Source organism: Vibrio sp. 378, assembly GCF_033339435.1.
Map to the genome: position 1 here is coordinate 1 of NZ_JAWOUO010000002.1, position 15,861 is coordinate 15,861.

At 48.3% G+C, this 15,861-nt stretch carries 3 protein-coding genes; 2 read left to right on the forward strand and 1 reads right to left on the reverse strand.

Annotated features, from left to right (window positions below; all coding sequences use genetic code 11):
• Positions 1-13,949 (reverse strand): tandem-95 repeat protein (locus tag R7Q48_RS03445; RefSeq protein WP_318132170.1); only part of this gene is annotated, 13,949 nt, incomplete at its 3' end.
• A 182-nt stretch (positions 13,950-14,131) separates the two neighbouring features.
• Here R7Q48_RS03445 and R7Q48_RS03450 point away from each other — a divergent pair.
• Together R7Q48_RS03450 and R7Q48_RS03455 are read left to right on the forward strand one after the other, a co-directional pair.
• Positions 14,132-14,500 (forward strand): hypothetical protein, encoded by a 369-nt coding sequence (locus R7Q48_RS03450; RefSeq protein ID WP_025998718.1) that lies wholly within the window; start codon positions 14,132-14,134, stop codon positions 14,498-14,500.
• Positions 14,501-14,509: 9 nt separating this feature from the next.
• Positions 14,510-15,859 carry an HlyD family type I secretion periplasmic adaptor subunit gene (locus tag R7Q48_RS03455; protein WP_053307833.1) on the forward strand — a complete coding sequence of 450 codons (1,350 nt, stop codon included), beginning with the start codon at positions 14,510-14,512 and terminating at the stop codon, positions 15,857-15,859.
• The last annotated feature ends 2 nt before the right edge of the window (positions 15,860-15,861 follow it).

The window sequence follows — 15,861 nt, forward strand, 5'->3', positions numbered from 1 at the left end:
GCGGTCGCACCATCTTCGTCCACGACTACAACATCAAGATTCACTTCACCATTGAAGTTTTGGTTTGGTGCAAAGCTAAACGTACCATCACCATTGTCGGTAAAGATACCTTCGCTGCCACTGTAGATCACGCTATCTAGTGCTACCTCACCTTCAATATCGGAAGAGTTTGCCAACAACTGTTCTGCGCTGATGGTGATAACTTCATCTTCATCAATGGTGTAACTGGTTGTGCCTGCGATTGGTGGATCGTTCACCTCAAGAACGGTAATACCCGCTGTTGTTGTGTCAACCGCGCCGTCCTCGTCAACCACGACAACATCTAGGCTAACATCGCCTGTAAAGTTTTCGTTTGGTGAGAAGGTGTAAGTACCATCGCCATTAATTTCTAGCACACCGTCGTTACCGCTGTAGCTCACGCTGCTGATCGCAACATCACCCTCGATATCAGACGAATTAGCCAGTAGTTGCTCATCACTGATGGTGATCGAGTTGTCTTCATGTACTGTGTAAGACGTGCTGCCCGCAACTGGCGGATCGTTCTCTGGCGTCACACTCACATCAATGTTGGCAGAGGTTGTATCCGTATCGTCTGATACATCGAAAGTGAAGTTCACATCGCCATTGAAGTTCTCGTTCGGTGCGAAGCTGTATGAGCCATCACCATTGTCGGTGAGGACACCGTCTGCACCTGTGTAAGTCACGCCTTCAACTGTTAGGTTGTCACCTTCTACATCCGTCGCGCCTGTTAACAAGTCCGCATCAGTGAAGGTAAGAATACCATCCTCACCCACGGTGAACGCTTGATCTTGTGGCTCTGGCGCATCATTGACTGGTGTTACCGTTAGATCGAGACCAGCCGCGACCACTTCTTCCCCGTCAGTCACATCGTAGGTGAACTCGATATCACCGTAGAAGTTCTCGCTTGGAGTAATGGTGAAGCTGCCATCCTCGTTCATTTCAACCGTCGCATTTTCATCATTGGTGCTTAGGTTGATTGCGCTCAGATCGTCACCATCAATATCAACAGCGTGCTCCAGTAACTGCTCTTGAGTTAGCGTAATGCTGTTGTCTTCGGCAGTGACTGCGCTGATGTCACCCGTCACTTCTGGTGCATCATTGGTTGGGGAGATATGAATCGTCACATCTTGCGTCGCTGTCGCTGTTGTACCTGTATCCACATCCGTAGAGGTTGCATTCACGGTTAGCGTCACATCGCCATTGAAGTCTGCAGAAGGAATAAACTCTAGCCCTTCTAGCTCGCCTGGTTGTAGTGACCAAGTACCATCACCATTATCAACACCCGCTGATAATGAGCTGCCTTCTGGCACATCTTCAATCAAGATAGCGAGGTTTTCTGAACCATCGGTATCGGTCAATGCTGCATCGATATCAAGCGGCACTGGTGTATCTTCGGTACCAATGATTTGGTAATCCGCGTCCGCTACCGTGATTTCAATGTTGTCGATGCCGAATGACTCGTCAGGAATACTTTGGTTTAGCGTAGAACCAAAGCCTAACTGAAGCTGACCGTCTTCCACCGGAACGGTTAAGTTCACTTGGTGTGCTTGGTCATTCCAACCACTGAAGCCTTCACGTTGAGAGGCTCCGTGGATCACTTCACCCACTTCATTACCATCTGAGTCGTAAAGCGTTGTCGTACCATCTTGAGTACGGAACGCGGAGTGCTCCAAGGTGGTTAGCTGTTCACCGCCGACAAAGATTTGGAACGACTCGCCATCCCAAGAATCGATTTCGTAGAAGCTAAACGAGATATTCACTTCGTTGACATCGCTTGGGATCAAGTAGGTTTTGCTGACCGCTTCATCACCGCCAGTGCCACCAATACGACCCAACATGTCGCCCGTTTCGAAGCCTTGAGAGCTTTCAGTGTTCGCGTTCCAACCGTTCGAGCCAGACTCGAAGTTATCAGACGCAATCACCAAGTCCGAAGCAATCGAAAGCTCTGGCATATCAACCACAGATTGAACATCAATGTTCGCTTCTGCTGGCACGGTAACGGTTCCATCGTTGACATCAAACGTTACGTTCACGTTGCCATCGAAGTTTTCATTCGGAGCGAAGGTGTACGTGCCGTCACCGTTGTCGACTAACGTACCACTGTCAGAAGCAACGTTCTCAACCGTTAGGTTATCACCATCGATATCACCTGCATTTTGCAGCAGTTGCTCTTCGGTGAAGGTGAAACTGGTGTCTTCTTGCGTAACAAACTGTGGTTGACCAACCGTTGGTAGGTCGTTCACTGGGTTCACAGTCAGATCGGCAGTGGCTTGAATGGTCGCATCGCCGTCCGTAATGTCGAAGCTCAGATCAATGTCGCCATTGAAGTCCGCATCTGGTGTGATAGTGAAGCTGCCATCGTCATTCGCAACAACGGTCGCATTGCCGTCAACAGTGAGGTTCGCCGCGGTTAGGTCATCGCCATCTACGTCGCCTGCTTGTGCAAGAAGCTGTTCTTGGCTTAGCGTGATAGAGCCATCTTCATCCACGCTGTAAGCCAAATCACCTGATACCGGAGCATCATTGACTGGCAATACATCAATATTTGCATTGGTTGCTACCGTTGCACCGTCTTCATCGGTCACGACCACATCTAGGCTGACATCACCGTTGAAGTTTTCGTTTGGCGCGAAGCTGAATGTGCCATCGCCGTTGTCAGTAAAGATACCGTCAGAGCCGCTGTAGCTGACGCTATCAATCGCGACTTCGCCTTCAACATCAGAAGCACTCGCCAATAGCTGCTCAGAGCTGATGGTGATGACTTCATCTTCGTTAACGGAGTAGCTCGTCGCGCCTGCGATTGGTGGGTCGTTCACCTCAAGAACAGTAATGCCAGCGGTGGTTGAGTCCGTCGCACCGTCTTCATCTACTACGACAACATCTAGGCTCACTTCACCATTGAAGTTCTCGTTTGGCGAGAAGGTGTAAGTACCATCACCATTGTCTTGGAACACGCCATCTGCGCCGCTGTAGCTGACGCTGTCGATTGCTACTTCGCCTTCAATGTCCGATGAGTTCGCTAGTAGCTGTTCATCACTGATGGTGATCGAGTTATCTTCATGCACTGTGTAAGACGTGCTGCCTGCCACTGGTGGATCATTCTCTGGCGTCACACTCACATCGATATTCGCGGTCACGGTGTCCGTGCCATCAGAAACATCGAAGGTAAAGTTCACATCACCATTGAAGTTCTCGTTTGGAGCAAAGCTGTAGGTACCATCACCGTTATCGGTTAGGACACCGTCTGCACCTGTGTAAGTCACGCCTTCAACCGATAGGTCATCGCCATCGATATCCGTTGCACCATCCAACAGGTCTTGATCAGTGAAGGTCAACACGCCATCTTCACCAATGGTGAACGCTTGATCTTCCGGCTGCGGCAAGTCATTAACTGGGTTAACCGTTAGGTCCGCCGTTGCAACGATAGTATCGCCGCCATCATTGATATCGAACGTGATATCAATGTCGCCATTGAAGTTCGCGTCAGGCGTAATGGTAAAGCTGCCATCGTCGTTTGCCGTAACCGTTGCATCACCGTCAACCACTAGGTTAGTCGCGGTTAGCGCGTCGCCTTCTACATCCGATGCTTGAGCAAGAAGCTGTTCTTGGCTTAGCGTAATTGAATTGTCTTCATCGACACTGTAAGCCAAGTTACCAGATACAGGTGCATCATTGATTGGTAAGACATCGACTGTGATGTAAGTATCAACCTCTGCGCCATCTTCATCGCGAATGGTCACATCCAACTGTACTTGACCGTTGAAGTTTTCATTCGGTGCAAAGCTACAAGTACCATCACCGTTTACTGAGAAGATGCCATCTGGACCGTCGTAGCTGATGCCTACTAGCTCAACATCCCCTTCAACATCCGAAGCATTCAGTAGCACTTGCGATTCACTGAAGGTTAGAACTTGGTCTTCATCGATAGTGTATGCGGTAGGACCTGCGATTGGTGGGTCATTTACCTCAATCACAGTAATGCCTGCAGTGGTCGAGTCCGTTGCACCATCTTCATCGACAACGACAACATCTAGGCTCACCTCGCCGCTGAAGTTTTCGTTTGGTGAGAAGGTGTACGTACCATCACCGTTGATTTCCAGCACGCCATCGTTACCGCTGTAGCTCACGCTATCAATCGCCACTTCGCCTTCTATATCAGACGAGTTAGCCAACAGCTGTTCGTTACTAATGGTAATCGAATTGTCTTCATGAACGGTGTAAGCCGTGCTGCCTGCAACCGGTGGATCGTTCTCCGGCGTCACGCTTACGTCGATATTCGCCGTCACGGTATCCGTGCCATCGGAAACATCGAAAGTGAAGTTCACGTCGCCATTAAAGTTCTCGTTTGGTGCGAAGCTATATGTGCCATCACCATTGTCAGTAAGAACACCGTCCGCGCCTGTGTAAGTGACGCCCTCAACAGATAAGTCATCCCCTTCAATATCGGTAGCGCCTGTTAGGAGATCCGCATCAGTAAAGGTCAGCACACCATCTTCACCAATGGTGAACGCTTGATCTTGTGGTTCAGGCGCATCGTTAACTGGTGACACCAATAACTCAAGGTTGGTTGAGACAACATCATCGCCGTCAGACACATCGAACGTAAAGGTGATGTCACCATTAAAGTCCGCATCTGGCGTTAAGGTGTAAGTACCGTCACCATTGTCTGTGATGGTGATGTTTTCATCATCCGTTGCCAAGTTCAGTGCTGTCAGTTGGTCTCCATCCAAGTCACGCGCATTAGCGAGCAAATCTTCTTGCGTGATTAGGATTGAACCATCTTCTTCAACCACAGCAGAAACAGGCAATGCTTCAGGCGTATGTTCAATGTGAGCACCCGTTGCATTGACGTAGATGGTTTGAGAAACGGTTTCAGAATCATTATTTGATAGCTCTGTCGCCGTTGCCGTTACATTGATTTCTAGCTGTTGGTTAAAGTCTTCTGGCAATTGAATCTGTAGCTCTTGTTCAATTGCTGTGGTTGGAAGCGTTACATAACCATCTGGACCGACTGTTACTTCACCGCTGTAGATCTGGCTGTTCACTTCACCTACATCAATGGTGAAGTTGAAGTCACTATAATCGGCATCGCCGCCACCGTAGAGATCTTCAAAGCCGTAAACCAGTTCACCGTCTTCGTTCACAGTAGTTCGAGTATGTTCAATGCCATCTTGGTTGAGCTCTGAGCTTGTGCCGCCATGGAAGACTGCATCACCAAATTGGCTTTGAATCACGGTTTCAGAACCATCAGCACCCACAAACACGAGTTGTGGGTCGACCGTATCCATGTTCGCAGGAGAGCCATCTGCCGCACGGAACTCATACTGACCATCTTGCATGGACGCAAAGTCATTGAAGTTATGACCGTTAGGAATCAAGAATAGGTTGAAGCTTTCCCCTTCCGAGATTTGGAAGCTGAACTGATCTTGTCCCGGAATGAGGTCACCGCCTCCGCCAACTTGAGAGGCGTTTTCGTACACCACTTCAACGCCCGTGATATTGCCGTCTTCATCAACTTTGTAATAGCCAGCTGCGTTTTGGTAACCCGCGGTTTCACCTTCAAAGGTAACCGTGATTTCAGTATCGTTAAAACTGGTGATACCGTTGTCTTGATCGTTAAGTACCCCTTCGTTGTCGTAGCTGATCACCGAACCTTCTGGGACACCATCCACGGTCACCGTCAGCGTTTCTGACAAGTCTTGGTCAACCAATGCAGCGGCGATGTTCACTTCAACAATACCGCCTGGCTCAACCAAGATTGCTTGATCATCCACGTTTCGACCATCGCCATCAGTGATGACTAGGTCTGGCGCATCTGCCACGGCTTCGATATGGACATTAATGTCTTGCTCAACTTCATCAGTACCGTCAGAAACCGTAAAGCTGAACTGCAAGTCACCACTGAAGTGCTCTTCTGGTACGAAGCTAAATGTACCGTCACCGTTGTCCGTTACAGTACCTTCATCACCCGAGTAATTAATGCTGGTAACAGTGAGGTCATCACCATCAATATCAATCGCACCACTTAGCAGATCTTCTTGCGTGAACAGGATGCTGCCATCCTCTTCAATGTGGTACATGCCAGGCGCAACAATTGGAATGTCATTGACTGGGTTCACCGTCAATGTCATTTCATTGGCAACACTCAATTCACCGTCGCTTACTTCATAATTAAACTCTATGTCCCCATTGAAATGTTGTGAAGGCGTAACGGTAAAGGTGCCGTCACCGTTATCCACGATAGAGGCATTAGGATCATTGGTTTCTAATGCCGTTGCGTACAGGTCATCACCATCTTGATCGCTGGCGTTTTCAAGCAGCATTTCTTGTGTCACGAGGATAGATCCATCCTCGTCCACGTCTGCCACGATTGGCGCTGCTTCTGGTGCGTCGTTGACGAACTCAACTTTCAAGTCGATGTTTGCCGCCACCACATCGGTGCCATCGCTCACATCAAACGTGAGGTCAACATTACCAAAGAAGCCCTGCTCTGGCGTTAATGTGTAAGTGCCATCGCCATTGTCTGTCACTTGAACCGTGTCGCTTAAACTCGTCACGTTAACAACAGACAGGTCATCGCCTTCGATGTCCGTCGCTTGAGCCAGCAGCTCTGCTTCAGTAATAGTGATCGCTTCACCGTCTTCTGTGGTGAAGGACAAATCAGGCACATCTGGCAGGTCGTTCACTGGGTTAACGGTGAGGTTTAGAGCCGCAGCGACGGTTTCAATCGCGTCAGTTACGTCATAAGTAAATTCGATTTCACCAAAGAAGTTTTCGCTCGGTGTAATCGTAAAGCTACCATCAGCGTTCTCAACGATAGTTGCATTAGGATCGTTGGTCGATAGGTTCACCGCTTCAAGGTTGTCACCATCCACGTCCGTCGCGTTCGCTAACAAGTCTTCTTGAGTGATGGTAATTGAGCCATCTTCATCAACGACCGCATCAACTGGACCGCTAACCTCTGGACCTTCGTTGACGATCTCAACATCGATCTTCGCAGTGCTTGGTGCACTTGCTTGACCATCGCTGATGTCGAAGGTCAAGTTCACTTCACCGTAGAAGTTCGAAGTTGGCTCGAAGGTAAAGGTGTTGTCGCCGTTGTCTGTCAACGTACCTTGTGACTGGTCAACAAGCAGTAGATTCTCGATATGCAGAATGTCGCCATCCACATCGGTCGCACCTGATAGTAGGTCTTTTGCTTCGATGATGATGGTGCCGTTTTCTAGCATTTGAGTATGCAGCGGCGCACCAGGAACTGGCACATCATTGACTGGAATAACGGTCAGATCTAGATGGGTGTCGACTTCATCGGTGCCATCGAAGACTTTGTAATCAATGTCGACTTCACCATTGAAGTTTTCATTCGGCATAAAGGTGTAAGTGCCGTCGCCATTGTCGACAAGCTCACCGTTATCACCGCTGTAAGAGATATCAGAGATAGACAGCGCATCGCCTTCCACGTCACTAGCATTGGCAAGCAGATCGTCCGCGCTAAACGTAATGCCCACATCCTCATCAGTCGACAACACAATCGGACCAGAAACGATTGGCGCATCGTTTACTGCTTCGAAGTTGATGTTGATGATGTTGTCGTCGGTTAGCTCACCATCCGTAACTTGGTAACCAAGCTCAATCTCACCATAGAAGTTCTCATCCGGTGTGACTGTCCATGTACCATCGCCGTTGTCGGTTAACGTAGCGTGCTCCGCGTTATCCCCCACCAGCTCTAGGTTTTGAATATCAAGGACATCACTATCGATATCACTCGCTTGTGCTAAAAGCTGATCTTCTGTAATTACCACAGAGGCAAACTGCGTAGAACCTTCGGTATCGATGGTCACATTTGGCAAGTCAGCGGTCAGTTCGATTTCACTGTCACCTTCTCGGATATTCAGTTCTACCGTCTCCGTGATTTCCGTGCCGTCCACGCCAATAGATGTGAACACTGCTTCATCATGACAAGTTTGCGATACCGTCATGTTTTGAACCACGTAAGTACCGTTACCTTGAATTGTTCCTAGCTCAAAGTAAGACACTGGCTCGTTCACCGTTAGGGTGTAATCCGTCTCATAGCTACCACGATCTTCTTTGTGGTAAGTCATCGAGTCGATCAAGTCACCATCGGAGTTGAATGCACGAATTTCGACTTCGGTAAAGTGGCGAGACTCTTCCATAAACCAGCCGCCTAGACCATCTAGGTGGAAGCTGATTTCGTTGATGTCTTGACCTTCAACGGTCACAGTCAGTTTTTCATCACCACTCAAGCCTTGGCGGTCAGTATCGCCAATACCGTGACCGATGTGTGTTTTACCATTCCACGCACCGAGTGGGTCATCATTACTTTGAACGGTAACTTTCAAATCACCATCAACAAACTCACGTGTGTAAGGGTCAACAGCAGTACCCCAATCATCGAGGCTAGCGTTGTCATCAAAAGTACCAATTTGACTCGTGTGCGTACCGTTCGCCAATGCATCATCATTTGGAATGAAGCGCACTTCCGTATCTGCAGGCACCTCTTGCCCGACTTCTAGCTGTACCCATTCGTCATTTAGATTCGCTTCAATGATGCCGTTTTCAGGGGCTTGGTCGAGACGTAACGCAGGCTCTTCACGCAGAGAAACACCCACGGTTTGGTCTTCTTCCGCTTGAATAAAGATCTCGTCGCCCGCTTCTGGCGCATCGTTGACAGGGTTAACGGTCAGATCCAACGTGGTCAGAACATCATTTTCGCCATCGCTGATGTTGTAAGTGAAGTCCAACTCACCGTTAAAGTTTTCCGTATGCGTAATCGTGAATGAACCATCGTCGTTGGCTACGATCGTCGCATCTGGGTCATTGGTTTGCAGATTGCTGGCAACAAGGTCATCACCTTCAATGTCTGTCGCATTCGCAAGCAACTGTTCTTGCGTGATGGTGATGGCGTTATCTTCATCCACTTCAGCTTGAATGCCTGATGTTTCAGGTGCGTCGTTCACCGCGATAACATCGATGCCTGCGGTTGTCGTATCCGTTGCACCATCTTGGTCGATAACTGTAACGTCGAGCGAAATGTTACCGTCAAAGTTCTCATTTGGCGTAAAGGTATATGTGCCGTCGCCATTGTCCACGAAGCTACCGTCGTTACCAGAGTAGCTAACATTCGCCAAGGCTACGTCGCCTTCCACATCAGAAGAGTTGGCTAACAACTGCTCGTCACTAATGGTGATTTGACCATCTTCTTGAACCGTGTAAGACGTAGAACCTGCCACCGGTGGATCGTTCACTGGTGTCACGCTGACATCAATAAATGCAGGTGTTGAGCCTGTGCCGTCAGACACATCGAATGTGAACTGAACATCACCGTTGAAGTTCTCATTCGGCGCGAAGCTGTAAGTGCCATCGCCATTGTCGGTAAGCACACCATCCGCACCTGTGTAGAGAACGTTTTCGATAGACAGATCATCGCCATCAATATCCGATGCGCCTTCCAATAGGTCTGCATCCGTGAACAGCAAGGTGCCATCTTCTTCTACCGTGAACTGTTGATCTTGCGCTTGTGGCAAGTCATTCACAGGATTAACCGTAATATCCAGACCAACTTGTACCGAGCCACCATCGTTATCAATGATATCGAAGGTCAGGTCTAGATCGCCGTTGTAGTTTTCATCCGGTGTGATGGTGTAGCTGCCATCATCGTTATATTGAATTGTCGCGTTGTCATCTGTCGATAGATTGATGGCTTCAAGGTTCTCGCTATCAATATCGCCCGCTTTGGTAAGCAACTGCTCTTGGCTTAGCGTAATTGAGCTGTCTTCGTTGATGGTGTAAGCCAAATCGCCCGATACTGGTGGATCGTTGATTGGTAATACATCGACATTGATGTGCGTATCAACGGTTGCCCCATTCTCATCTTGAATGGTCACATCCAACTGAACTTGACCATTGAAGTTCTCGTTTGGCGCAAAGCTACAAGTACCATCGCCATTGACGGTAAAGATACCATCCGAGCCTTCATAGCTGATGCCAACAAGCTCTACATCGCCCTCGATATCAGATGCGTTGGCAAGAATTTGTGACTCACTGAATGTCAGTACTGAATCTTCATCAATCGTGTAAGATGTTGGACCGGCAACTGGAGGATCATTCACTTCAATGACCGTAATGCCTGCGGTCGTTTCGTCAATCGCACCTTGCTCATCCGCCACAATCACATCAAGGCTGATATCACCACTGAAGTTCTCATTCGGCATGAAGGTGTAAGTGCCGTCACCGTTGTCTTGGAATACGCCATCGGTGCCTGAATAGGTCACGCTATCGATAGACACTGCGCCTTCCACATCCGAAGAGTTAGCCAGAAGCTGCTCGTCGGAAATCGTAATCGCATTATCTTCATCAACCGTGTAAGACGTAGAACCCGCAACCGGAGGATCGTTCACTGGAGTGACGCTCACATCCACATTGGCAGGTACGGTCTCAGTGCCGTCAGAAACACCAAAGCTAAAGCTGACATCGCCGTTGAAGTTTTCGTTTGGTGCAAAGGTGTAAGTACCATCGCCGTGGTCAGTCAGCACACCATCGCTGCCTGTGTAGCTAATGCCATCAACCGTTAAGTTATCGCCATCGATGTCGGTCGCCCCTGCAAGCAGGTCTGCGTCAGTAAACTGAAGCGTGCCGTCTTCTTCAACACTAAACTGCTGGTCTTGAGGAACAGGAAGATCATTAACCGGATTAACCGTTAGATCTGCCGTTGCTTGGATAGTGTCTGTGCCGTCCGTAATGTTGAATTGGATATCAATGTCACCATTAAAGTCCGCATCTGGTGTAATCGTGAAGCTGCCATCATCGTTCGCTGTAACGGTTGCGTTTCCATCAACAGTCAAATCGCTAGCAGTCAGGTCATCGCCCTCAATATCAGACGCTTGAGAAAGAAGCTGCTCTTGGCTGAGTGTAATCGCACCGTCTTCATCAACACTGTAAGCCAAATCACCCGATACTGGCGCATCATTGATTGGCAATACATTCACATTGATGACGGTATCAACTTCTGCTCCATCTTCATCTCGAATGGTGACATCAAGTTGAACTTGTCCGTTAAAGTTCTCGTTTGGCGCGAAGCTGCACGTGCCATCATCGTTAACGGTGAAAATGCCATCCGGCCCATCGTAACTAATGCCAACAAGCTCTACATCGCCTTCCACATCAGAGGCATTCAACAGCACTTGCGACTCACTAAACGTCAGAACTGAATCTTCATCAATAGTGTAAGAAGTTGGTCCAGCGACTGGTGGATCGTTCACTTCCAGTACTGTAATGCCAGCAGTGGTGACATCCGTTGCGCCTTCTTCATCAGCGACGACAACATCAAGCGTCACTTCACCATTAAAGTTTTCATTTGGAGAGAAGGTGTACGTACCGTCACCATTGATTTGCAACACACCATCGCTGCCAGAGTAGCTCACGCTATCAATCGAGACATCCCCTTCTAAATCCGAAGAATTTGCCAACAGCTGCGCGTCAGAAATGGTAATAGAGTTGTCTTCGTGAACCGTGTAAGACGTTGAGCCTGCCACCGGAGGATCATTCACCGGCGTGACGCTCACATCTACATTCGCTGAAACCGTATCTGTGCCATCAGATACGTCGAAACTGAAGTTTACATCGCCATTGAAGTTCTCATTTGGCGCAAAGCTATACGTGCCATCGCCATTGTCAGTTAGAACGCCATCGGTGCCTTCATAGCTGATTCCCGTTACAGAAAGGTCATCGCCTTCAATGTCGGTCGCACCAGCAAGCAGATCCGCATCAGTAAATTGCAGCGTGCCGTCCTCTTCCACACTGAATTGTTGGTCTTGAGGAACCGGCAGATCGTTGATTGGATTAACGGTTAGATCAGCGGTTGCTTGAACGGTGTTCGTGCCATCGGAAATATCGAAGCTGATGTCGATATCACCATTGAAATCTGCGTCTGGCGTGATAGTGAAGCTGCCATCGTCGTTTTGAGTCACCGTCGCATTGCCATCTACCGAAAGGTTAGAAGCCGTCAGTGCATCGCCTTCCACGTCAGAAGCTTGCGACAACAACTGCTCTTGGCTTAAACGAATCGAGCCATCTTCGTCCACCGAGTAAGCAAGATTGCCAGACACTGGCGCATCATCGACTGGTGTGACGCTTACATCAATGTTGGCAGAAACCGTATCTGTGCCATCGGATACATCAAAGCTGAAGTTCACATCACCATTGAAATTTTCATTTGGCGCAAAAGTGTAAGTCCCATTACCGTTGTCGATCAGGATGCCGTCGCCACCATCGTAACTCACACCTTCAACTGTTAGGTTATCGCCCTCAATATCCGTTGCGCCAGCAAGCAGGTCTGCGTCCGTAAAGATCAGCGTGCCATCTTCTTCCACGCTGAACTGCTGGTCTTGAGGAACCGGCAAATCGTTTATTGGGTTAACGGTTAGATCAGCGGTTGCTTGAACGGTGTTCGTGCCATCGGAAATATCGAAGCTGATGTCGATATCACCGTTGAAATCTGCGTCCGGCGTGATAGTGAAGCTGCCATCGTCATTTTGAGTCACCGTCGCATTGCCATCTACCGAAAGGTTAGACGCCGTTAGTGCATCGCCTTCCGCATCAGAAGCTTGCGACAACAACTGTTCTTGGCTCAAACGAATCGAGCCATCTTCATCCACTGAGTAAGCAAGATTGCCAGATACTGGCGCATCATCAACTGGCGTAACGTTAACATCAATGTTGGCAGAAACCGTATCTGTGCCGTCGGACACATCAAAGCTGAAGCTCACATCGCCATTGAAGTTTTCATTTGGCGCAAAAGTGTAAGTCCCGTTACCGTTGTCGGTCAGGATGCCGTCGCCACCGTCGTAGCTCACGCCTTCAACTGTGAGGTTATCGCCTTCAATATCCGTTGCGCCAGTAAGCAGGTCAGCATCGGTGAAGATCAGCGTGCCGTCTTCTTCCACCTCAAAGGTTTTATCTTCCGGCACTGGTGCGTCATTGATTGGACGAACAGTTAAATCAATCGAGCTAGAAATGGTTTCTTGACCATCACTGATATCAAACGTTAAGTCGAGTTCACCATTAAAATCAGCTTCAGGTGTGACGGTATAAGTGCCATCACCATTATCCACAACCGATGCATTAGCCCCCACTTGCACGTTGAATGCGGCAAGATCATCGCCATCAACATCACTCGCGTACCCAAGAAGTTGTTCTTGAGTGAAGGTAATAGTGCCATCTTCATCCATGATGTATGCCAGATCTTGCCCTACTTCTGGCGCGTCATTTTCACCTTCGACTTTAATTTGGAACGTTTCGCTCGTAGTTTCGGAGTCGAAATCGTCTTCTACTTGCGTCGTGGTTTCTTCGCTGGTGTCTTGTACATCCACCGCGAAGCTCTCTTCAGTGGTTTCTGAATCTAGCTCGTCACCACCTTGAGAACCTTCAGAGTCTGAAGAAGCACTTGGCGCAGATGAAGTTTGTACCGCTTGTCCTTGCGCTTCATTGCCTTCTGCGTCCGAACCACCTTCAGAGCCAGAGGCATCACCACCACCGACCGCTTGGGCACCCGCCCCAGAATCCGAACCACCGCTGCCCAGAGCCTGGTCACCTGATTCTCCGCTAGAAGCTACACTATCAACAACATTGGATTGTGCAGCGTCAGAGTCGCTGCTACTTTCAGTATCCTCTTCTTGAACTGCGCCACCCGAGCTCACTGCTTCTTCTTCCGTACCCGCGCCACTAGGATTTTCTTCCATCGCACGATTGGCTTCATCAACAGCATCTGCACTTTCAGCACCGGTCGCTACAGTCGAAGAGACGGTCGACTGCTGTTTTTCTTCTTTTGTCCCCGTATCCTTCGTTTCTGTTTGCTCTACCGCATCGTTAAGCTTTTCATTGTCTTTTTCTTGATTAGTGTCGCCTGCCATTACAGCCTCCGTTGCTTTTAGCTAACTGATCGTATTTAGAGGCAGTAAAGGACACCATTTTTAGAAACCAACTTTTTTATACAACTTTTTTCATACCTTTCGAGTTCCATAAAAACAAAAAAATTTGAAAACCCAGTATAAAGATCCTTACTTGTTGTCATTAAAGCAATTAGTGCGGTGGGATAATGATAAATATGACAAATCTGTTGCGCTCAGTCGACAACAGCCATAAAGGGCTGCAATTGCTATTAGGCGATTTTTACCAAGATTTCAGTGACGCAGGGATTGATATTGAGATGCTGCATAAACAAAACCGTTTTGAAGCACTCAGATGTTATTCAAAAAGACTAAAGACCATTCTCGTCTTGTTATGTGATGACGACTTACCACCAAAATTGGCAAAGATTGAACACTTAAACAAACACCATTTCCCTGCTCCTAATGAATTGATCGAGGACGTTAAAACCGAGCTTAACAACGTAAACAAACAAATTAGCCAGCTGTTAAAAATCGAAAATTCAATCGATAGCCGCACAGGTAGTGAATCGTAGGGGTGGCTCATGAGTAATAAGCAAATAGAACATCACCTCAAAAAGGCGCTCGTTTCGAACAACGAAGCTTCGAAGGTAACAACAGACGATACAATCGTGCTAGCCAGTGCAATGACCAGCGTACACAAAACCTTGCTGGTTATCTTTTTGCTTTCCATGGTGGCTATCGCCGTGGCATCTCAGGCTCGTATCGACATTGTGGTGTCGGTGCGCGGTGAGCTATTGCTCGAATCTGACATCGAAAAAGTGCAACACCTTGAAGGCGGTATTCTAGAAGAAATGCTAGTGCGCAAAGGCGAAGTAGTTTACGAAGGTCAGCCTATTGCACGCCTTCGCTCTCTGGATAGAAACACTCAACTCGATACGGTAAACACAGAGATCATTCAGCTAGAGCTAGACAAGATTCGTTACGAAAGCCTGCGCGATATGGTGGAACCCGATTTTTCTGCCTACATCGAAAACTACCCAGAATTAGTGCAAGTCAACATGAATACCTGGCAGCAAGAATTTTCTAAAAACCGTTCCAATGAAGAGTTGATCACTCACGATATCCAACATAAGAATTCGCTTATTGATTCAATGCTCAAGCGCCGTAAAAGCTCCGAGAACCAGCTCTCCTTGATACGCAAGCAGCTCAATATTAAGAACACCTTGTACAAAGAGGAAATGGCGTCTTACGTCGATGTTCTGAATATGCAGGTTCAAGAGTCAAACATGGTGCGTGAGATTGAAAACCTTGATGAGTCGGTCATGAATGAGCGCTTCCAACTCGACAAACTAGAGAAGCAGTACCGAGACTTGGTGGAGAATCGTAATGCCGAGTATCAAGCACAAATCATTCAAGCAAACAAGGACTTAAAGTTGAAACGTATATTACGTCCTCAACACTCAGATAAAGTGGATCGCCTCGTGGTTTACGCCCCTATTGACGGTGTAGTAGATAAAGTGCACTTCAACTTCCGCTCCGCTGTGATACCGCCAGGTGAAAGCATCGCGGACATTGCACCGATCAATAACGCCCTTCATGGAGAGGCGAAGATCCCGCGTAAAGACATGGGTTTTGTAGAAATCGGACAAGCGGTCAAAGTGAAGATGGATACCTACAACTTTGCCAAATACGGATTTTTGGAAGGTCGAATTGCATCGATCAGCCGTTCTTCTTATGAAGAAGAAGACGCTGAATTCTACCTCGCGGAAATCCAAATCAGTCAAAACTATCTAGAGCGCGGAGGCACACAATACAAGCTGTCCCCTTATATGGAGTTTACCGCAGACGTGAAAACAGGTTCACGCCGGGTTATCGAATACGCAGCGAAGCCGGTTATGTCGGCTATCGAAGACGCATTCGATGAGAGGTGATG

What these genes read in the sequence shown, in the direction of transcription:
- R7Q48_RS03455 (WP_053307833.1), top strand. Translation starts at nt 14,510, where the DNA reads ATGAGTAATAAGCAAATAGAACATCACCTCAAAAAGGCGCTCGTTTCG.